Origin of the sequence: Agromyces marinus, from assembly GCF_021442325.1 — a bacterium.
In the GTDB taxonomy this organism is placed as follows: Bacteria; Actinomycetota; Actinomycetes; order Actinomycetales; family Microbacteriaceae; genus Agromyces; species Agromyces marinus.
Window position 1 is genome coordinate 2,317,632 of the sequence record NZ_CP087879.1, and the last position, 20,416, is coordinate 2,338,047.

Sequence of the window (20,416 nt, forward strand, 5' to 3'; positions counted from 1 at the left end):
CGCGGTCACCAGTGCGGCGGCCGCTCCCGCGTGATGCGGTCGTCCTCGGGCGGAGCCTTCGAGGCACCCCGCTCCCGATCGTCGTGCGCACCCGGCACCGCCGTCTCCGGTTCGGGATCCGTCCCCGGCGCGGGCGTCAGCCGCGCGCGCCGCGCGCCGCGCGCGCGTTCGACGCGCTGCCTCGGTGCGGGTGTCTCCTCAGAGGCATCCGCCCGCTGCACCTCGGCCGGCCGGTCGGCCCGGCCGTCACCGGCCCCCGCCGGCGGGGCCCCGGCAGATCCGTCGCGTCGTCCGTTCACGCGATGCGAGGCTCCTCCTCGGGAGCGCCCGACGCCTTCCCGAGCAGCGACGCCACCCGCTCGGCGACCGACTCGGGGTCGCTGAACAGTTCGAAGCTGTGCACGCGGAGGTAGTGCCAGCCGAGGCGTCGCAGCACGTCCGGTCGAAGCCGCAGGGACTCCCGCAGGCTCTGGTCGGCCAGGGCGGCATCCGTCTCGACGACGACCGCGCGCCCCGCGTGGGCTGCGGCCAGCGAGAGCGTGCCGCGATGGCCGACGCTGACCCGGATGCCGCGACGCTCGAGTCGCGACGCGAGATCCATGAGCATGGGATCGGCACGCCCCCGGTCGCGCAGGACGTCCTTGGCCTCCTCGGTGTGCGAGAGCACGCTGGCGAGCGCGATGACGCCGTGACGCTGCCGGCTCTCGTCGATGTCCTCGGGACGGAACGCCGAGACGATGTCCATCGAACGGCGGGCGCGGGTCATCGCGACCGCGAGCAGGCGCTCGCCGCCCGGCTCGCCGAGCGCGCCGAAGTTCGACAGCAGCCTGCCGTGCGGGGTGCGACCGTACCCGATCGAGAAGACGACCCGGTCGCGGCTCTGCGCGACCGCCTGCTCGAGCGTGAGCACCGTGAAGGGCTCGGCCCGGTCGCGGAGGATGAAGTCCGACAGGTCGCTGCGCTTGGCGAACGCTGCGAGCACCGCCTGGTGCACGCGCGCCGCGTGCCTGGTGCTCGCGGTGATGACCATGAGCGACTCGCGGGGGCGCTTGACCGCATGCTCCATCACGAGCTCGACGACCTTCGCGACCTCGGCGTCGAGGCTCTCGACCGTGCCCGTCACCGGGTCGGGGAGGCCGTTGTCGCGAACGTAGTGCAGACCGAGGCTCCCGTGGCCGAGGAAGCTCCCCGCCCAGGGCATCGACACGATCCGGCCGCCGTAGAAGCGCCGGTTGACCAGCTCGGCGAGGTCCTCGCCGCCCGCGCGGTAGCTGCGGGTCAGCGTCATCGTGGGCAGCAGGTCGGCCAGGCGCGCCAGCGCCGAGTCGGCGTGCAGGGCGTCGACGCCGGCCTCCGGCTCCGCCAGGGCGGGTTGCGCGCCCTCGTCGCCGCCGTCGTGGATCGCGATCTCGAATCGGGTCGGCGTCTGGGTCACGGGGTCGCCGAAGGCGACGACCTGGTTCGCGCGGCGGATCGCCCCGAGGTTCTCCGCGATCGTCGTCGCACCCGCGTCCACGAGCACCACCGCGTCGAAGCGGATGGCGTCGTCGATCGCCGGCACCTCGTACGGCGACGCGAGCCAGACCGGCGCGAGCAGCCGGAACAGGTGCGGCGCCTCGCGGTGCACGCGCTCCGGGCGCACCCGGTCGCCGCGCAGCATCCGCTTCAGTCGCTCGGCCTCCTCGGGGTGGTCGACCAGCGCGACGCGCCACGCCTCCGCCAGACGCCACGCGAGCAGCGGCCCGGCGGCCGACGCGTGGGCGTCGTCCACGAGCCGGAAATCGGATTCGAGCCGGTCGAGCACGTTGGTGTTGGCGCCGAGCAGCGCGGTGTCGGCCGCGAGCATCGTCTCGAACACGGACTGCCACCAGGCCAGGTCGAGTTCGGATGCCACCTGCTGCTCGGGCACGTGCCGGCGCGCGAGGTCGACGAGCAGCGGGTCCAGGCCCAGCTCGCGCAGCCGCTGCAGGAGGGCCGTGCGCTCCTGCAGGTTGTGCAGCACGTCGGACTCGGCGGCGAGCCCCACGAGCGTGGCCTCGAGGTCGCGCAGGGGCCGCGCGGCGAGTCGCTTCGGCGTGCCCTCGAAGCCGAGGGGGCGGTCGAGTTCCTGGAGGTCGGCGGCGACGGTGTGGTAGGCGACGTGCACGTCGTCGAGTCCGACCGGCGCGCTCGGCACCGCCCCCGCCTCCGAGTACCGGTGCCACAGGGTGCGCTGCTGCTGGATGGCGCGCAGCGCGGCGTTCAGGTCGCCGACGTGCACGCCCGGCCGGACGTACTCGAGCGCGAGCCGCTTCAGGCGTCGACGGTTCGCGCCCGACATCCCGGTCTCGCGACGCGGCGCGGTCGCGGCGATCAGCTCTCCGAGCGGTCGGTCGTAGACCGACGGCTGGAAGCGTTCGAGCGTGTCGCGGATGTCGTGCAGCAGCCGGAGGAACACGCCGAGTTCGGCGATCGACTCGAACTGGCGCAACCGGGTCTGGGCGATGAGGGCTCGTGCGCGCTCGAGCAGTCGGGGGACGTCCGTGCCGCTCAGCCGGCGGGCGAGGGCGTGCGCGGCCGTCGCGGCCTCCGAGGTCGAGAAGTCGGCACCGTACCAGGGCGAGTCGCCAGGACCGAACCGGAACTCGCCGAGCGCCGCGGCACGCACGAGGTCGGCGGCCACGGCCTCCCTGCCGGTGGCGAGCGCGACGAGCGATGACCGGTCGAGCCGGGCGGTCGTGTCCGGCGGGGTCGGCATCGACGCGAGGCCCGCGAGCGCCGTGAGCGCGTCGAGCACCGACACGCCGAGTTCGGGGTCCTTGCGGGTGAGGGCGTGACGGTAGTCGAGCAGGACCCGCCGCAGGCGAACGAGCGCGTCGTCGACGTCGGCGATCCGGGGCTGCTCGACCTTCTCGTTGCGGGTGATCGAGGCGATGAGGTCGCGGCGCAGGCGCTCGGTGCCGACGGCGAGCCCGCCGAGGCGGACCTGCTCGAGCCGGTGGGCGATGCCGTCGAGGCTCGCGCGGCGGGCGCCGACGACGAGCACGCGGCGATCGTTCGCGACGAGCGCGCCGATCGCGTTGACGATGGTCTGCGTGCCGCCCGTGCCGGGCAGGGTCTTCACCACGACGGAGTCGCCCCGCTCGATCCGGGCGATGACCTCCTCCTGCTCGGCGTCGGCGTCGAGCAGGAGCCGGTCGGTCGAAGGCGGCCGTTCGTCCTGCGGGACGATCACGGGCGGGTCGCTCCGCCGCGTGAGCAGCGCGCGCGCGTTCGGGTTGCCCGCGATCGCGTCGATGACGGGGTGCTCGAGCCGCGAGGCATCCGCCCCCATCGCCGGCCCGACCTCGGCGAACGAGGACACGACCAGCCGCGGGGCGACGTGGAAGCCCGAGAGGTGGGAGGTCAGGCCGCGGAGCCGGTCGATGACCGGCTGCGGCTTGAAGACGCCGTTGGTGATCGCGAGGGCGACGAACGCATCGGCGTCGAGCGTGATCTGGAACTGCTCGTGGAGCTCGCGCGCGAGGGCGGGGTTGAGGTAGGGCTGCCCCTTGAGCTTGAGCTCGAAGTCGCGGCCGTAGCGGCGGATGGCGAGCGGGCGCAGCAGCACGGGCGCGAGGAAGTCGTCGTCGCCGCGCCGCCAGGACGCGAGCCCGATGGCCAGGTGGACGGAGTCGATGCCGCGCACGGACCGCAGTTCGACGCCCTTCTGGGTGATCTCGGCAGCGGCCAGGCGCGCGTTGCGCAGTGCCAGCTCGTCGCGGATGAGGCTCGAGAGCAGGGTCGACTTGCCGGAGATGAACTGGGGCAGGCCGCCGGGATGGGTCGTGGACAGCTCGATGCGGGTGCGCGGCGCGTCATCGAAGCGGATGAGGGGCGAGCGCCCGCCGAGCCCGCGCAGTTCGGCGTGCCACCGGCGCCAGCTCGGTTCGGCGATGTTCACGGCGACCACGCTGGGGTCGCCGACCGTGACCGCGTGCGGGGTCGCGGGGTCTGCGTGCGGTCCCGTCGCCCCCGCCCGAGCTGCGGCAGGGGTCGCGGGCCCGTCATCGAGGAGGTCGTCCTCGTCGTCGCGTTCGAGCCGATGCACACCGCCACCATACGGCGCACGCGGGCGATCGCCCGGAGCATCGCCGCGAAGCTGTCGATTCAGATACCCCGAGGGTATTGATAGGATCGTGGCGCATCGCCCGCACGACCAGTTGCACGAGGAGCCCACATGAAGTCGATCGCCCCCGCCGACGCGCACGCCGACGCCGACGCGTTCATCCTCGACGTCCGCGAGGACGACGAACTCGCGCGGGCCCGCCTCGAGGACGCCCGCCACATCCCGCTCGGCGAGCTCGTCGAGCGCCTCGACGAGGTGCCCCGCGACCGCACCGTGTACGTGCTGTGCCATGTCGGCGGGCGCAGCGCGCAGGCCGCGCAGTACCTCGAGGCGCAGGGCGTCGACGCGGTCAACATCACGGGCGGGATCGTCGAGTGGCACCGGGCAGGCCTGCCCGTCACCATGGGAGGCGCCGGATGAGCTCCGAGACCACGACCGGCGCGGCGCCGAGCGCAGACGCGCAGCGCCGCATCGCGAACCGGCTCAAGCGCGCACGCGGCCAGCTGAATGCCGTCATCGACGCCGTCGAGTCGGGTGCGGACTGCCGCACGGTCGTGAACCAACTGGCGGCGGTCTCGAGCGCGCTGGACCGCGCGGGCTTCGCGGTCATCTCGACCGCGATGCGCGACTGCGCAGCCGACCCCGAGGGCAAGGCGGATGCCGCGGGCGACCGCATCGACCTCGACGAGCTCGAGAAGCTCTTCCTCTCCCTTTCCTAGCGCTCGCCCGAGACGCCCGACGGCCGCCGTCCTTCGCGGACGGCGGCCGTCGTGTGCTCGCGGAGCGCCTGGTCGGGCACCCCGGCATCAGACGAGGGAGGACAGCTCCAGGCCGTGGGCCGTCGCGACCCCCTCGTTGGTCAGCTTGCCCGCCGTGGCGTTCAGGCCCTTGGCGAGCGCGGGGTCTGCGGCGAGCGCCGCCTCCCAGCCGAGGTCGGCGATCCTCAGCGCGTACGGCAGGGTCGCGTTGGTGAGGGCGGGCGTCGAGGTCGCGGGGACCGCGCCGGGCATGTTCGCCACGCAGTAGTAGATCGCATCGTGCACGGCGTACGTCGGGTCCGCGTGGGTGGTCGCGCGCGAGCCGTCGAAGCATCCGCCCTGGTCGATCGCGATGTCCACGAGCACGGCGCCGCGCTTCATCGTGGCGACCATCTCGTCGGTGACCACCTTCGGCGCCGCCGCGCCCGGCACGAGGACCGCGCCGATGACGAGGTCCGCGTCGCGGACCTGGCGGGCGGCCTCGTACGGCGAGGATGCGAGCGTCTTGATGCGGTGGTCGTAGCGCGCGTCGATCTCGCGGAGCTTGGGCAGCGAGATGTCCATGACGGTCACGTCGGCGCCCATGCCCAGGGCGGTCGCCGCGGCCTGCTCGCCGGCGACGCCGCCGCCGATGACGAGCACCTTGGCGGGCGCGGTTCCCGGAACGCCCGCGAGCAGCACGCCGCGGCCGCCCTTCGACGCGTGCAGCGACGCGGCGCCGACCTGGGGTGCGAGCCGGCCCGCGACCTCGCTCATCGGGGTCAGCAGGGGCAGCGAGCGATCGGGCAGCTGCACGGTCTCGTAGGCGATCGCGGTCACGCCCGAGTCGAGGATGGCGCGAGTCAGCGGCAGGTCGGCCGCGAGGTGCAGGTAGGTGAACAGCGTCAGGTCGGCGCGCAGGAAGCCGTACTCCTGCGCGATCGGCTCCTTGACCTTGAGCACGAGCTCGGCGGCCCACGCCTCGGCGGCGGTCGCGACGATGTTCGCGCCGACGGCGCGGTACTCGTCGTCGTGGTAGCCCGCACCCTCGCCGGCGCCGGCCTGGATGTCGACGCGGTGGCCGCGCTGCGCGAGCGCGTGCACGCCGGCAGGCGTCATCGCGACGCGGAATTCGTTGTTCTTGACTTCAGCGGGCACGCCGACGTGCATGGTTCGCTCCGAATGCTGTGTGGATGGGTCACTCCATGGTCGCCGCATATTCGCTGGATGTGAAGCGCGACCGCACAGAATTCGGTACGATCGAGGCATCCGTTTCGATTGTTCGTCAGGAAGCCCCGCCGTGATCGATCTGCCGCAGTTCAGCGAACCCGCCCGCATCGCCCTCGACGAGATCGACCGGCAGCTCATCGGGCTCCTGCACGAGAACGCCCGCATCCCCAACGTCGACCTCGCCAGGCGAGTGGGCGTCTCACCGTCGACCTGCCTCGCGCGCGTTCGCTCGCTCCGCGAACGCGGCATCATCACGCGATACACCGCCGAGATCAACCACGCGGCACTCGGCTACTCGCTCCAGGCGCTCGTCTCGGTCCGCATCCGCCCCGGCGCACGACACCTCATGGAGCAGATCTCCGACGACCTGCGCCGCGAACCCGAGGTCGCCCAGCTCTTCTTCCTCGGGGGCAGCGAGGACTTCCTGATCCACGTGCGCGTGCGCGACAGCGAGCACGTGCGCCAGTTCGTGCTCAAGAACCTCTCCGCCAACCCCGCCGTCGCGCTCACCGAGACCAACCTCGTCTTCGAGCACCACACCGCCGGTTCGGCCGGAGTGCGCACGGTCGTCTAGCCGAGCGGCAGGATCTCCGCGAGGTCGAAGCGCTCCGGCTGCTCGAGCTGCCCGTAGGTGCAGCCCGCCGCCTCGCGGTCGGCGCGCCACCGACGGAACTGCGCCGTGTGGCGGAACCGGTCGCCCTCCATGTGGTCGTAGGCGACCTCGACGACGAGCTCGGGCCGGAGCGGCACGAACGAGAGGTCCTTGCCGGCGCTCCACCGGCTCACCGCGCCCGGCATGCGGCCGGACGCGTGCGCCTCCTGATCGGCCCACTCGCCCCACGGATGCCCGGACAGGTCGTCCTCGAGGTACGGAGCGAGCGTGTCGACGAGTTCGCGCCGCTTGGCCATCGGGAACGACGCGGCCACGCCCACGTGGCGCAGTCGACCGTCGTCGCCGTACAGGCCGAGCAGCAGCGAACCGACGATGCCGCCGGACTTGTGCCACCGGTACCCGGCGACGACGCAGTCGGCGGTGCGTTCGTGCTTGACCTTGAACATGGTGCGCTTGTCGGGCTGGTAGAGCCCGTCGAGGGGCTTTGCGACGACCCCGTCGAGACCCGCGCCCTCGAAGCGCGCGAACCAGTCGGCCGCCAGGCCCGGGTCGGCGGTCGCCGGCGTGACGAAGACCGGGGCGGATGCCGCGGCGAGCGCGGCCACGAGCCGTTCGCGTCGTTCGGCGAACGGCCGCCCGGTGAGGTCGTCGTCGCCCTCGGCGAGCAGGTCGAACGCGACGAACGACACCGGCGTCTGCTCGGAGAGCAGCTTCACGCGGCTCGCGGCGGGGTGGATGCGCTGCTGCAGCGCCTCGAAGTCGAGCCTGCCGCCCTGCATCAGCACGATCTCGCCGTCGACGACGCAGCGCTCGGGCAGGTTCGCGCGCAGCGCCTCGACGAGCTCGGGGAAGTACCTGGTCATGGGCCGCTCGTTGCGACTGCCGAGTTCGACCTCGTCGCCGTCGCGGAACACGATCGTGCGGAACCCGTCCCACTTGGGTTCGACATGCCCGATGTCGGGGACCTGCTTCACCGACTTCGCGAGCATCGGCTTGACGGGCGGCATCACCGGCAGGTCCATGCCGCCCATCATGCCTCAGGGTCGCCGGTGCGCGCGGTAGTAGTCGAGGAGTGCCCGCGTCGAGGGGTCCTGCGCGGCGAGAGCGGACTCGTCGCCCTCGATCGCCGGGGCGATCTCGAGCGCGAGCTGCTTGCCGAGCTCGACCCCCCACTGGTCGAAGGAGTTGATGCCCCACACGACGCCCTGCGTGAACGTGATGTGCTCGTACAGCGCGATGAGCTGACCGAGCACCGACGGGGTGAGCGCGGGCGCGAAGATCGAGGTCGTCGGCCGGTTGCCCGTGAACGTGCGCGCGGCCACGAGCGGGCCGGTCGTGCCCTCGGCCTCGACCTCGGCCTCGGTCTTGCCGAACGCGAGCGCCTTGGTCTGCGCGAGGAAGTTCGCCAGGAACAGCCCGTGCACGTCGCGACCGTCGTCGGCGAGCGGATAGGCGGGGTTCGCGAACGCGATGAAGTCGGCGGGGATCAGCCGCGTGCCCTGGTGCAGGAGCTGGTAGAACGCATGCTGCCCGTTCGTCCCGGGCTCGCCCCAGAACACCTCGCCGGTCCCGGTCGTCACGGGCGTGCCGTCCCACCGCACCGACTTGCCGTTCGATTCCATGGTGAGCTGCTGCAGGTAGGCGGCGAACCGGTGCAGCTGCTGCGCGTACGGGAGCACGGCGTGCGACTGCGCACCGAGGAAGTTGACGTACCAGACGTTCAGCATCCCCATGAGCACCGGGACGTTGCGCTCGAGCGGGGTCGTGCGGACGTGCTCGTCGACCGCGTGGAACCCGGCGAGCAGGTCGCGGAACACGTCCGGGCCGAGCTCGATCGCGAGCGAGAGGCCGATCGCCGAGTCGACCGAGTAGCGACCGCCGACCCAGTCCCAGAACCCGAACGCGTTGTCGGGGTCGATGCCGAAGGCAGCGACCTTGTCGAGCGCCGTCGACACCGCGACGAAGTGGTGCGCGACGGCGTCGGTGCGGGACCCCTCGTCGGCGCCGATCGCGCCGGCCGATTCGAGCCCCGCCCACAGCCAGTCGCGCGCGAGGCGCGCGTTGGTGAGCGTCTCGAGCGTCGTGAACGTCTTCGACGCGACGATGAACAGCGTCGTCTCGGCATCCAGGCCGGCCGTCTTCTGCGCCAGGTCGGTCGGGTCGATGTTCGAGACGAAGTGCGCGCGGATGCCGGCATCGGCGTACGGCTTCAACGCCTCGGACACCATCACGGGGCCCAGGTCGGAACCGCCGATGCCGATGTTCACGACGTCGGTGACGCGCTTGCCCGTGACGCCGAGCCAGTCGCCCGAACGGACGCGGTCGGCGAAGGCCGCGACCCGGTCGAGCACCTCGTGCACGTCGGCGTCGATGTCCTGTCCGTCGACGACGAGCGCCGGGCTCGCCCCTCGCGGGCGACGCAGCGCGGTGTGCAGCACCGCGCGGTCCTCGGTGGTGTTGATGTGCTCGCCGGCGAGCATCGCCTGGTACCGGTCGGCGACGCCGACCTGGTCGGCCAGGCGCACGAGCGCCTCGAGCACCTCGTCGGTCACGAGGTTCTTCGACAGGTCGACGTGCAGGTCGGCGAGCTGCAGGCTCAGCCGCGCCGCCCGGTCTGGATCGGCGGCGAACCAGCCGCGCAGGTCGGGCTCGAACGAATCCCCGAGGTCGTCCAGATCGGACCAGGCGGGAGTGGTGGTGGGATCGATGGGCGTGCTCACCCGCATCACGCTACCGAGCCGAGGCCGATGCGCGAACTCGTGCGACGAAATGTGCCCCTGGAGGGACTCGAACCCCCAACCCTCTCCTTAGGACGGAGCTGCTCTTCCATTGAGCTACAGAGGCTGACCGGTCGAGTCTACCGGGCGCGGACGACCGGCCCGATCGCGCCGGGCGCGGCGAGCCCACCCGCGGCCTGGGGCGGGCACTGCCGCGGTCAGTTGTACCCGAGCACCACGATCGCGGAGGTCGACGGGGCGAGCTCGTCGACGAACCCGTTCTCGTCGAACCGGTTGTCGTCGGAGGGCTGCGTCATCGCGGTCACCTGTTTCTCTGGGTCGGGGAGATCACAGGCTATCCGGGACCATGCGGCCCGGTCATTGTCCGGAACGTCCAAGTTCGCCGACGGATTTCGCCACGTCGTCGTGCACGGGCGGATTCAGGCAGGCGGGTACAGGTAGAGCGCGTCCCCGATCGGGATGGTTCGCACGTGGTACGAGTGATCGGAGTTCCAGTTGTACTCCTCGATCGTGACCGTGCCGTCGCCGTTGACCGACTGCACGTACGCGACGTGGTTGTACGGGAACCAGGCCACCGCGCCCACGACGGGGTCGTTGCTCGTGGGCCAGCCCTTGGCGGCCCACTCGTCGGCCCACACCCACGCGCTTCCGGAGGCGAGGTTGCCCCAGTCCCAGCGCCACGGCGCGCCGGTGCTGCCGGCGTCGCGGTTCAGCCGCCAGGCCACGAAGTCGACGCACTCGCGGTAGTAGTAGCGCAGCGGCGAGAGCCCCCCGCCGTAGTCGTCCGGGGTCTCGTTCCACCAGGGGTAGTCGTCGCCCTCGGCCTGCTGCGCGACGATCGCGTACTCGCCCGTTCCGCGCGAGGCGAGCTCGGCCTCCCAGGCCGCGCGCTCGGCCTCGGCGGCTTCGGCCGCGGCGGCGTCGATCTCCGCCTTCGTCGTGACCGAGAACGTGTCGCTCGAGACGGGCGCACCGCTCGCGAGCTCGGAGACGTCGAGATCCTGCGCCTCGGCGACCGACAGGCTGAACTTCGTGGGCACGCCGCCCGGGAGGTGGCCCCCGGGCAGGAACGCGTAGGCCGGAAGCGCCACGGTGCCCACGAGCGCCGGGACGAGCAGGACGGTCGCCGCGACCCGGGCCGGGCCGTTGCGGCGGGCGACCGGACCGGTCGCCGCGCGACCGCCCGGCGGAGTCTGTTCGGCGCGCGCACGACGCGCGCGCGGCAGGGGCGTGCGGGTGGGCGCAGCGACCGCGCCGGCGCCGCCGTCGACGGCCTGATCCACGACGGATGCCGCGGGTGCGGCGGAGGCCACGGGAAGGCTCGCCGCGCGCGCAACGACGGGCGTCGGGACCGCGACCGGATCGGCCGGCGCCGCCGCGGGGACCGCGACCGCCTCGGGGAACGGCGCACGTCGGGCGATCTGCTGGCTCGTCGGCATGCTGCGCTGCGCCGGCCGCGGAGCCTCGGGACGGGGCGGCCGTGCCGGAGCCGGCGGATCCTGTCGGGTCACCGGGGCGGGAGCCGTGGCATCCGCTGCCCCGGCCTGCGCGCGGAGCGCAGCCCGATCCCGCCGAAGCGGCGCGTCGGCGTGGCTCGGCCGCGGACCGGGGGGCCGGCCGAAATCGTCACCGTGCAAGGGTCGTGTACCTCCGGGGAGCCGTGCCGCCTCCGAAGGCGGCGGCACGCGAGGGGTGGTGCGGGCATCCGGAGCCGGGGGTCGGGCCGGACCCGATCCACCCTAGGGCACCACCGGAGCCGTTGTCACGATCGCCCGCCCGGCGGGTCGGCCCTCACGCCGCGCGCTCGAGGAAGTCGCTCCACTGCGGAAGCGGCCGCTCGAATCCCCGCACGACCCATCCGCGACCACGCGGCATCCGCGGCGTGATCCGCAGCGACCAGCCCATCTCGGCCGGCGTGTGGTCGCCCTTGGTGTTGTTGCAGCGCAGGCAGCACGCGACCAGGTTCTCCCACGTGTCGCGCCCGCCACGGGACCGGGGCAGCACGTGGTCGATCGTGGCGGCCGACTTGCCGCAGTACGCGCACCGGTGCTCGTCGCGCCGGAGCACGCCGCGGCGGCTCACCGGCACGTGGTGCACGCGCGGCGTTCGGACGTACCTGGTGAGCAGGATGACGCTCGGTCTCACCCAATCGCCGTTCGCACCGTGGACCGGATTCTCCTGGTCGTGCAGGACGACCGTCGCCTTGTCGTTCATGACGAGCAGGAGCGCTCTCTTGAACGAGACGACGGCGAGGGGTTCATATCCGGCGTTCAGCACGAGTGTGCGCATGGGGTGCCTTTCGATCCGTGCTGGATGGCTTCCAGCCGCGTGAAGGGAAGGACGAAGCGGATGCCACGGGCAGGGCTCGCACGCCCCGGAGACGCGAAACGGGCACCGTCGTCATGACAGTGCCCGTCGGCATCCCGGTGCAGTCCAGACTCGGCTGACTGCGGCGACCATGGTCGTAGCGCGCGCGCACACCCGCGGAATGGGTGCTCTTGCGCGGCACGGCCATGGGACTCCCCTACCCGGTATTCGGATCGTCAGGGACAAGGCTACGACACGAATGGCGTGCCGGGTCCTCCCGGCACGCCATTCGAGGCTCGCTTCATGCCCTGTTCACACGTCATATCCGCACGATCCAGTAGTCGCTGGTCCAGATCGGCTGGGTCCGCACGACGGTGCCCTCGTAGGGGGCGTGGAGGATCATGCCGTTGCCGGCGTAGAAGCCGATGTGGCCGCTCATCACGACCAGGTCGCCGGGAACCGCCTCCGAGACCGGGATCTGGGTGCCGGCGGCGCCCTGCCCCGACGACGAGTGCGGGAGGCTGATCCCGAACTGGGCGTAGACGTACTGCACGAGTCCCGAGCAGTCGAATCCGGCGGGGGTCGCGCCGCCGTAGACGTACGGCACGCCGAGGTACTGCTGCGCGACCGAGAACACGCTGGCCGGGTCGGCGGAGCCGTACACGGCGGCGGGGGTGTACTCGCTCGCGGCGGCCGCGTACGAGGTCATCTCCGCGGCGGCGGCCTGTCGTGCGGCTTCGGCGGCGGCCTCGGCCGCGCGCTCGGCCTCCTCGGCGGCGCGGATCTCCTCCGCGGTGACCGCGGCGTAGGAGTCCTCCGAGATCGGGGCCGCGATGACCTCGTCTGCGACCACGACGTCCTGCGCGGCGGCGCGCGTGAGCTGCGTCTCGGCGGTCGCGCCGTACTGGATGCCGTCGGTGCCCGGCGCGAACGCGTAGGCGGGGATCGCGAGCGTGCCGACGATGCCGGCGGCGACCGACATGACCATGACGTTCTTCGCTCCGCCGCGCCGCAGGCGCCGGCCGAGGGAGTCTCGCCCGGCGCGCGAGACGGCCCGGTCGTGCCCGGCGTCGGCCGCGGCACGCGCGACCTCGGGCGCGGCCGCGACGTCGCGCCGGACGACGGCGGTGCGGTTCTTGGGCTTGGGGGCGGTGAGTGCGCCGGAACGGCGGTGGGGGAATCGAGCCAAAACGTGTCCTCCGCCACACGATGCGGGGGCATCGCCTCACCTGTGCGCCGTTCGGCGCGTCACGGTTTCGAGGGCCGAGCGGTGAGCTGAGGTAGCGTCCCGACCCTGTTCCCCCGGCGGGCTTGTCACCGGAAGACTCGACCGACAATACGCGAGCAGTCGTCGATTGTCACATTTCGATCACGGCGGGGCGTCGATCCGCCGGATCGGCCGCCGGATCAGTCGCCGATGAACAGGTGCCCGGCCAGCTCCGCGGGCAGCTCCAGCGCGTCCTCGCGGCCCTCGACGGCCACCGTCACCGTGCGGCCGTCCCGGCGGAGCGAGACGCGTGCGCCGGGCAGCACACCGGCCTCCTTGAAGCGCGCGAGCAGCTCCGGGTCGAACTGCGCCGGCTCCGCGAGGCGACGGATGACGCCATCGGCCACCCCATCGCCGTCGTCGAGCGCGGCGAGCACGTTGCGCACGCCCTGCATGAACGGCGCGGCCGGCTCGACGCCGAGCTCCTCCAGGCCGGGGATCGGGTTGCCGTAGGGCGAGTGCGTCGGGTGCCCGAGGATCTCGATGAGGCGGCGCTCGACGTGCTCGCTCATCACATGCTCCCACCGGCACGCCTCGTCGTGGACGTACTCCCAGTCGAGCCCGATCACGTCGGAGAGCAGCCGCTCGGCGAGACGGTGCTTGCGCATGACGTGCACGGCCTTCGACCGGCCGTCGGCCGTGAGCTCGAGGTGCCGGTCGTCGGAGACGACCACGAGGCCGTCGCGCTCCATCCGCGCGACGGTCTGGGAGACCGTGGGCCCGGAGTGCCCGATGCGCTCGGAGATGCGGGCACGCAGCGGGATGATGCCCTCCTCCTCGAGGTCGAGGATCGTGCGCAGGTACATCTCGGTCGTGTCGATGAGGTCCGTCAACGCTCTCCTCCTCGGCCGTGCGGCGCGTCGTGCATCCGATCAGCCTACTGGCCCCCGGCGACATCCGACCCGACGGTTCGGATGGACACGGTGAACCCCCGAGCCCGCGTCATCCGCCGCCACGGCGAACCGGCCGCGCCTAAGATCGGACCATGCCTGAGCTCGTGATCCCCCCGTCGCTCCTGCCCGCAGACGGACGCTTCGGGTGCGGCCCGTCGAAGGTCCGTCCCGAGCAGCTCGCCCACCTGGCCGAGGTCGGTCCCCGGCTGCTCGGAACCTCGCACCGGCAGGCGCCCGTGAAGCAGCTCGTCGGTCGCGTTCGGCGCGGCATCGCCGACCTGTACGCGCTCCCCGAGGGCTACGAGGTCGTGGTCGGCAACGGCGGCTCCACCGCCTTCTGGGACGCCGCTGCCTTCGGGCTCATCGAGACCCGCGCCCAGCTCGGCTCGTTCGGCGAGTTCGGCGCGAAGTTCGCCAAGGCGGCCGCGGCCCCCTGGCTCCAGGCCCCCGACGTGCGCCGGGCCGAGCCGGGCAGCCGCGTCGACGCCGAGCCCGTCGAGGGAGTCGACGTCTACGGATGGCCCCAGAACGAGACCTCAACGGGCGTGCAGGCTCCCGTGCGCCGCGTGCACGGCGACGCGGGCGCGCTCACCGTGATCGACGCCACGAGCGCCGCCGGCGGCGCCCCCGCCGACCCGGCCGAGTTCGACGTGCTCTACTTCGCACCGCAGAAGAACTTCGCCTCCGACGGCGGCCTCTGGTTCGCGATCATGTCTCCCGCCGCGATCGAACGCGTCGAGCGCATCGCCGCATCGGGGCGCTACATCCCCGACTTCCTCTCGCTGAAGAACGCGCTCGACAACTCGCGCCTCGACCAGACCCTGAACACCCCGGCCCTGTCGACCCTGCTGCTGCTCGAGAGCCAGCTCGACTGGATCAACGCCTCCGGCGGGTCGGCCTGGGGCGATGCGCGCACGCGCGAGTCCTCCGGCATCCTCTACGACTGGGCCGCGCGCACCGCCGTCGCGACGCCGTTCGTCGCAGCCCCGGAGCACCGTTCGCAGGTCGTCGTCACGATCGACTTCGACGAGACGACGGATGCCGCGGCGCTCGCCAGGACGCTCCGTGCCAACGGCGTCGTCGACACCGAGCCCTACCGCAAGCTCGGGCGCAACCAGCTCCGCGTCGCGACGTTCACCGCGATCGAGCCCGACGACGTGCGCGCACTCACCGCGTCACTGGACTGGGTGCTCGAGCACGCGGGATAGGGTGACGGCCATGCGGCTGTGGCTCTCCGAGTCCGAGCGCCGGCCCGACCCTGAGCCGGTGCGGGCCGACGCGCGCAAGGCGCTGCTCGCGGGGACGATCGCCTGGGCGATCGCGCTCGGGTTCGCGCTCGGGTTCGCCGACCCGCTGCGCGAGGCCGGCCTGGGCTGGTTCGCGACCGCCGCCGCGATCGGCGTCGGACTCGGCGTCGTCGGTCTCGTCGTCGTGCAGGCGCGCAGGCGGCGCGACCGCGCGCCCGCCGCCGACGGCTGACCCGGGTTCAGCGGGAGCCGGCGTCGGCCTCGGAATCGTCGGCGGCGGAATCGTCGTCGCCGGCGGAGGCGGAATCGTCGTCCGCGTCCTCGTCGAGCGCATCGATGTCGATGCCGTCGAATGCGTCGCCGACGTCATCGTCTTCGTCTTCATCGTCGTCGAAGTCGCCGGCGTCGTCGTCCGCGTCGGGGTCCGCCGCGCCGCTGGACGCATCGGCACCCGAGTCGTCGTCGTCACCTGCGGCCGACCCGTCCGCCTCCTCAGCCGCGGCGGCCGCGGCCTGCACGGCGCGGTACTCGGCGAGACGCTCCGACCACGGAACCCATTCGGGCGCGAGCAGCGCGCGCTCGCCGGGAAGCAGCTCGGTCTCGAGCACGGTCGGCTCGGCATCGTCGACGCGGGCGATGGTGACGGACCAGTGCCATCCGGGATACCCGGGGAGGTCCGCCGCGAAGTGCAGCGAGAGCACTCGCTCGCCGTCCACCGCGTGCCCGATCATCGAGCCGACGGTCTGGGGCGCGGTCACCTCGAGCAGTGCCCCGCGCGCGAGGTCGACCGCCGCGAGCAGCACGCGGTCGGCGACCGGAGCTGCGACGGGTGCGGCCGACTCGGCCGACTCGGCCGCTTCCGCCGATCGGGCCCGGTCCACGGCCTCCGCGGGCTGGTCGGTGTCAGGCATCCAGTTCGTCCGCGACCCGGCGCAGCAGCGCCGCGATCTTCCTGCTGTGCGCGGAATCCGGGTACCGGCCCCGCTTGAGGTTCGCGCCGATGCCGTCGAGGACCTTGACGAGGTCCTCCACGATGACCGCCATGTCGTCGGCGGGCTTGCGGTTCATGCGGACCAGGCTCGGCGGCGCGTCGAGGACGCGCACCGACAGCGCCTGGGCGCCGCGCTTGCCCTGCGCGATGCCGTACTCGAGCCTGGCTCCGGACCGGATGCTCGTGCCCGCGGGAAGCGCGGAGGCGTGGAGGAAGACCTCTTCGCCGTCATCGCCGCTGATGAAGCCGAACCCCTTCTCCTCGTCGTAGAACTTGACCTTGCCGGTGGGCATCGTTTGGATCTCCCGCGTTCGTGATGGGCGCGCCGACCGAGGCGCGTCGGCTCCAAGTCTACGGTCCGCGCGTCACCGGGTCGGTCGCTGGCCTATTGTTGGAGCGTGAGCAAACAGGCCCCCGTCACGGACCATCGCGTCGAGCGCATCCTCGCCTTCATGGTCGCCGCCACGGTCGGGCTCTCGATCGCCTCGTTCCTCGCGGTCATGATCGCGACGCTGTCCGGTGTCGGCGCAGACGACGGGTTCAGCAACGGCATCTGGCCGCTCGTGATCATGCTGCCGCTGATCGGGCTGCCGATCGGCTTCGTGCTGCTCGTGACGCTGCTCATCGTCAACGGCGTCCGCAGGTCCCGCGAATCCAAGCAGGGCACGGAACGGTAGCCATGCTGGTGCTCGCCGCGAGGCTCCGCTCGATACCGCGCGAGCGACTCGCGGCCGCGCTGGCGACGCGTGAACTCGACCACGCGGGCGTCGACGACCTCTTCGACCTCGCCGAGGCCCTCACCGCGCCCGATTCCATCGACCACGCCGTCGGGCGCCTCGAGCGTCCCGCACTGGCCGTCCTCGCCGCCGCGGCCGAGTCCGCGGACGACGCCGGCTGGGTCCAGCTCGACGTCCTGCAGGGCGAACTGCGTCGACTGGGCGCCGACGGGCTCGCCGACGATTCCCGGTCGAACGTCGAACGGCTCGAGGCGTGCCTGCTCGCCCTGTGCGACGGCGATCGCGTGCACGTGCCCCTCGAGGTCGCGACCCGGCTCCACGCGCGCATCGGCGACGACCTCCCGGAACTCGAGGCGCTCGCGGCGCCGGCCCCGCCGCTGGCGCTCGCGGGCGAACGCGCCGACCACGGGCTGCTCGAACGTCGCGCCGCCGAGACGGCCTACGCGACCGTGGCCGCGACCGCCGAACTGCTCGCAGGACTGGCCGTGCAGCCGGCCCGCGAACTCGCCAAGGGCGGGTTCGCGCTCCCCGACGCGAAGCGGCTCGCCGAGGCGACCGGCGTCGACCTCGACGACTTCCCGCGTCTGGTCCGCCGCGCGGTCGAGTGCGGGCTCATCGTGCGCGACGGTCCGGTCTGGCTCGAGTCCGACGACGGCGCCGACTGGATCATGCTCGGCACCGCCGACCGGTGGACCCGGCTCGCCGATGCCTGGCGCGAGCGCATCCCCGCCCCGTTGCGCGACCTCGTCATCCGGCGCAGCGAAGCCCTGACCGCATCCTCCATCCGGGACGACGTCGCGTGGTACTACCCCGGCGGCGGCACCTGGCTGACCGACGGCATGACCCGCCTGCTCGAAGACGCGGAGGCGCTCGGACTCGCCGTCGCGGGCGAGCCCCTCGAGACGGCCGCGCTCGTGCTCGGCGGCGATCTGTCCGCCGCGGCGGAACGGCTGTCCCGCCACTTCCCGCCGCAGGTCGACAAGGTCTACCTCCAGCACGACCTCACGGTCGTCTCCCCCGGCCCGCTCGAGCCCTCGCTCGACGCGAGGCTCCGCACGTTCGCCGACGTCGAGGGGCGCGACCTCGCGTCGAGCTACCGGGTGACCGCGGCATCCGTCAACCGCGCACTCGCCGCCGGCGAGGACGTCGACGACATCCGCTCGTTCCTCGAGGGCGTCTCGCTGACCGGCATCCCGCAGCCGCTCGCCTACCTGCTGACCGAGTCGGCGGCGCGCTTCGGCGCGGTCCGCGTCGGCGAAGCGGATGCCACGGCCGCGCCCGCGCGGACCTACGTCCGCTCGGATGACCCGCAGGTGATCTCGACCCTGCTGGTCGACCAGAGCCTGTCGTCCCTCGGCCTGCGACAGAACGGGTCCGGGCTGCTGCTGTCGCGGTTCGCGCCGGAGGTCGTCTTCTGGGGCCTGAGCGACGCGCGCTACCCCGTCGCGGCTGAGGATGCCGGCGGTCGGATCATCCGGCTCCGTCGCCACCACGTCGGCCACGCGCCGACGGCCACCCCTCGTCCCGACCCGCTCGCGGCGATGCTCGACCGGCTCGACGAGGCCGACGCGGAGGGGGGCACCGAGCAGGCCTGGCTCTCCCGCCAGCTCGAGGCGGCCGCACGCGCGAAGGAGACGCTGACCGTCACCGTGCGCATGCCGAACGGTGAGACCGCCGACTACCTGCTCGCGCCCGCGAGCGTCGCGAACGGGCGCCTGCGGGCCCGCGACCGCAAGTCCGACATCGAACGCACGCTCCCCGTGTCGGCGATCGCCGCGGTCGCACCCGCTCCCGCGGACGCCCTCGGCGACTGATCGGCGCCACCCTCCGGGCGGGCTCCGGGCAACCGGGGCTAGACTGGTCCGCTATGTCGGATGGCCCCCTGATCGTGCAGAGCGATCGCACCGTGCTCCTCGAGGTCGCGAACCCGCTCGCCGAGGATGCGCGGCACGACCTCGCCATCTTCGCCGAGCTCGAGCGCGCGCCGGAGCACATCCACACCTACCGCATCACACGGCTCGGCCTGTGGAACGCCCGCGCGGCGGGGCATACGGCCGAGGACATGCTGGGCACGCTCGAGCGGTACGCGAAGTTCCCGGTGCCGCAGACCGTCGCCGTCGACATGCGCGAGACCGTCGGCCGGTACGGGCGGCTCGTGGTCGACCGGACCGACGAGGGCGAGCTCAGGCTGCACAGCGACGACCTCGCGGTGCTCACCGAGGTCGCCGGCGCCAAGCGCGTCGCACCGCTGCTCACGGAGCGCCTCGACGACACGAGCTTCCTCGTCGAGCCGTGGGCGCGCGGCGCGCTGAAGCAGGAGCTCGTGAAGCTCGGCTGGCCGGCCGAGGACCTCGCGGGCTACACGCCGGGCACGCCGCACGAGATCGGCCTCGAACAGGACGGATGGCACCTGCGCGACTACCAGCAGAAGGCGGTCGACAACTTCTTCGAGGGCGGGTCGGGGGTCGTCGTGCTGCCGTGCGGTGCGGGCAAGACCCTCGTGGGCGCGGGCGCGATGGCGACGGCGAAGACGACGACGCTCATCCTCGTCACGAACACCGTCTCCGCGCGCCAGTGGCGCGACGAACTGCTCCGACGAACGAGCCTCACGGCCGAGGAGATCGGCGAGTACTCCGGCCACGTCAAGGAGGTCAAGCCGGTCACGATCGCGACGTACCAGATCCTCACCGCGAAGCGGAAGGGCGAGTACGCCCACCTGGCGCTCCTCGACGCGCTCGACTGGGGGCTCGTCGTGTACGACGAGGTGCACCTCCTGCCCGCGCCCGTGTTCAAGCTGACCGCCGAACTGCAGGCACGCCGGCGCCTCGGACTGACCGCGACCCTCGTCCGCGAGGACGGCCGCGAGGGCGACGTGTTCTCGCTCATCGGCCCGAAGCGGTTCGATGCCCCGTGGAAGGAGATCGAGGCCCAGGGCTTCATCTCGCCCGCCGCCTGCTACGAGGTGCGGATCGACCTGCCGCAGTCCGAGCGGCTCGCGTACGCGGCATCCGCCGACGACGAGCGCTACCGCCTCGCCGCGACCGCGCCCGCGAAGCTCGGCGTCGTCAAGGAGCTCGTCGCCAAGCACGCCGGCGAGCGCATCCTCGTCATCGGCCAGTACCTCGACCAGATCGACGAGCTCGCCGAGACGCTCGGCGCACCGCAGCTGACCGGCGCCACGCCGGTCGACGAGCGCGAGCGGCTGTTCCAGGAGTTCCGCGACGGCCGGACGCCCGTGCTGGTCGTGTCGAAGGTCGCGAACTTCTCGGTCGACCTGCCCGAGGCGACCGTGGCCATCCAGGTGTCGGGCTCGTTCGGTTCGCGCCAGGAGGAGGCGCAGCGCCTCGGGCGCCTGCTGCGGCCGAAGGAGTCGGGGCTCTCGGCGAACTTCTACACGCTCGTCGCGCGCGACACGGTCGACCAGGATTTCGCGTTGAACCGCCAGCGCTTCCTCGCCGAGCAGGGCTACAGCTACACGATCCTCGACGCGCACGCGCTCGAGGCGGCGTAGCGGTCGCGCTCTGCGCCACTTCCGGCGCGCCGCGCCACGTGACGTGGCGCAGCGCGCC

The 20,416-nt window shown here is 72.5% G+C and carries 18 protein-coding genes and 1 tRNA gene; 8 read left to right on the forward strand and 11 right to left on the reverse strand.

Features of this window, described 5'->3' with window-relative positions:
* Positions 1-295: 295 nt before the first annotated feature.
* On the reverse strand, positions 296-4,069 hold the full coding sequence (locus DSM26151_RS10775) for an AAA family ATPase (RefSeq protein WP_234659550.1): 3,774 nt from the start codon (positions 4,067-4,069) through the stop codon (positions 296-298).
* 129 nt (positions 4,070-4,198) lie between these two features.
* Here DSM26151_RS10775 and DSM26151_RS10780 point away from each other — a divergent pair, with 129 nt between their 5' ends.
* Positions 4,199-4,507: a rhodanese-like domain-containing protein gene (locus DSM26151_RS10780; RefSeq protein WP_234659551.1), complete on the forward strand. Its 309-nt coding sequence runs from the start codon at positions 4,199-4,201 to the stop codon at positions 4,505-4,507.
* On the forward strand, positions 4,504-4,806 hold the full coding sequence (locus DSM26151_RS10785) for a metal-sensitive transcriptional regulator (protein ID WP_234659552.1): 303 nt from the start codon (positions 4,504-4,506) through the stop codon (positions 4,804-4,806). The genes DSM26151_RS10780 and DSM26151_RS10785 overlap by 4 nt, the downstream gene beginning before the upstream one ends.
* 87 nt (positions 4,807-4,893) lie before the next feature.
* Here the strand turns inward: DSM26151_RS10785 and ald are convergent, their stop codons facing one another.
* Positions 4,894-5,994 (reverse strand): alanine dehydrogenase, encoded by a 1,101-nt coding sequence (gene ald, locus DSM26151_RS10790; RefSeq protein WP_234659553.1) that lies wholly within the window; start codon positions 5,992-5,994, stop codon positions 4,894-4,896.
* A gap of 130 nt (positions 5,995-6,124) precedes the next feature.
* Between ald and DSM26151_RS10795 the strand changes: the two genes are divergently transcribed.
* On the forward strand, positions 6,125-6,628 hold the full coding sequence (locus DSM26151_RS10795) for an Lrp/AsnC family transcriptional regulator (protein ID WP_234659554.1): 504 nt from the start codon (positions 6,125-6,127) through the stop codon (positions 6,626-6,628).
* Here the strand turns inward: DSM26151_RS10795 and DSM26151_RS10800 are convergent.
* From DSM26151_RS10800 to DSM26151_RS10830, 7 genes are all read right to left on the reverse strand, one after another.
* The gene (locus DSM26151_RS10800; protein ID WP_234659555.1) at positions 6,625-7,689 is read right to left on the reverse strand and encodes an ATP-dependent DNA ligase; all 1,065 of its coding nucleotides are present in this window, start codon (positions 7,687-7,689) and stop codon (positions 6,625-6,627) included. The two genes, DSM26151_RS10795 and DSM26151_RS10800, sit on opposite strands and share 4 nt — an antisense overlap.
* Positions 7,690-7,704: 15 nt before the next feature.
* The gene (gene pgi, locus DSM26151_RS10805; RefSeq protein WP_234661874.1) at positions 7,705-9,393 is read right to left on the reverse strand and encodes a glucose-6-phosphate isomerase; all 1,689 of its coding nucleotides are present in this window, start codon (positions 9,391-9,393) and stop codon (positions 7,705-7,707) included.
* A gap of 46 nt (positions 9,394-9,439) precedes the next feature.
* Positions 9,440-9,511, reverse strand: a tRNA-Arg gene (locus tag DSM26151_RS10810).
* Between the two features lie 313 nt (positions 9,512-9,824).
* Complete coding sequence (locus tag DSM26151_RS10815; RefSeq protein WP_234659556.1) at positions 9,825-10,844, reverse strand: CHAP domain-containing protein; 1,020 nt, start codon at positions 10,842-10,844, stop codon at positions 9,825-9,827.
* Positions 10,845-11,196: 352 nt separating this feature from the next.
* Positions 11,197-11,694 carry an HNH endonuclease gene (locus DSM26151_RS10820; protein WP_234659557.1) on the reverse strand — a complete coding sequence of 166 codons (498 nt, stop codon included), beginning with the start codon at positions 11,692-11,694 and terminating at the stop codon, positions 11,197-11,199.
* Positions 11,695-12,031: 337 nt separating this feature from the next.
* Positions 12,032-12,901: a C40 family peptidase gene (locus DSM26151_RS10825; RefSeq protein WP_234659558.1), complete on the reverse strand. Its 870-nt coding sequence runs from the start codon at positions 12,899-12,901 to the stop codon at positions 12,032-12,034.
* 218 nt (positions 12,902-13,119) lie between these two features.
* Positions 13,120-13,812 carry a metal-dependent transcriptional regulator gene (locus DSM26151_RS10830; protein WP_234659559.1) on the reverse strand — a complete coding sequence of 231 codons (693 nt, stop codon included), beginning with the start codon at positions 13,810-13,812 and terminating at the stop codon, positions 13,120-13,122.
* A 152-nt stretch (positions 13,813-13,964) separates the two neighbouring features.
* On the opposite strand from DSM26151_RS10830, the gene serC reads away from it, so the two are divergent.
* Positions 13,965-15,080: a phosphoserine transaminase gene (serC, locus tag DSM26151_RS10835; RefSeq protein ID WP_234659560.1), complete on the forward strand. Its 1,116-nt coding sequence runs from the start codon at positions 13,965-13,967 to the stop codon at positions 15,078-15,080.
* Between the two features lie 10 nt (positions 15,081-15,090).
* Positions 15,091-15,351 (forward strand): DUF2530 domain-containing protein, encoded by a 261-nt coding sequence (locus DSM26151_RS10840; protein WP_234659561.1) that lies wholly within the window; start codon positions 15,091-15,093, stop codon positions 15,349-15,351.
* A gap of 7 nt (positions 15,352-15,358) precedes the next feature.
* Here the strand turns inward: DSM26151_RS10840 and DSM26151_RS10845 are convergent, their stop codons facing one another.
* A complete protein-coding gene (locus DSM26151_RS10845) occupies positions 15,359-16,030 on the reverse strand; it encodes a DUF3027 domain-containing protein (RefSeq protein ID WP_234659562.1) in 672 nt (223 codons plus the stop codon).
* Positions 16,023-16,403, reverse strand: a complete 381-nt coding sequence (locus DSM26151_RS10850; RefSeq protein WP_234659563.1) for a cold-shock protein — start codon at positions 16,401-16,403, stop codon at positions 16,023-16,025. The genes DSM26151_RS10845 and DSM26151_RS10850 overlap by 8 nt, the downstream gene beginning before the upstream one ends.
* 105 nt (positions 16,404-16,508) lie before the next feature.
* On the opposite strand from DSM26151_RS10850, the gene DSM26151_RS10855 reads away from it, so the two are divergent.
* From DSM26151_RS10855 to DSM26151_RS10865, 3 genes are read left to right on the forward strand one after another with little or no spacing between them, the layout of a single operon-like run.
* Positions 16,509-16,787 carry a hypothetical protein gene (locus DSM26151_RS10855; RefSeq protein ID WP_234659564.1) on the forward strand — a complete coding sequence of 93 codons (279 nt, stop codon included), beginning with the start codon at positions 16,509-16,511 and terminating at the stop codon, positions 16,785-16,787.
* A 2-nt stretch (positions 16,788-16,789) separates the two neighbouring features.
* Positions 16,790-18,661, forward strand: a complete 1,872-nt coding sequence (locus tag DSM26151_RS10860; RefSeq protein WP_234659565.1) for a helicase-associated domain-containing protein — start codon at positions 16,790-16,792, stop codon at positions 18,659-18,661.
* A gap of 53 nt (positions 18,662-18,714) precedes the next feature.
* Entirely contained in the window at positions 18,715-20,358 is a 1,644-nt protein-coding gene (locus tag DSM26151_RS10865; RefSeq protein ID WP_234659566.1) for a DNA repair helicase XPB, read from the forward strand.
* The last annotated feature ends 58 nt before the right edge of the window (positions 20,359-20,416 follow it).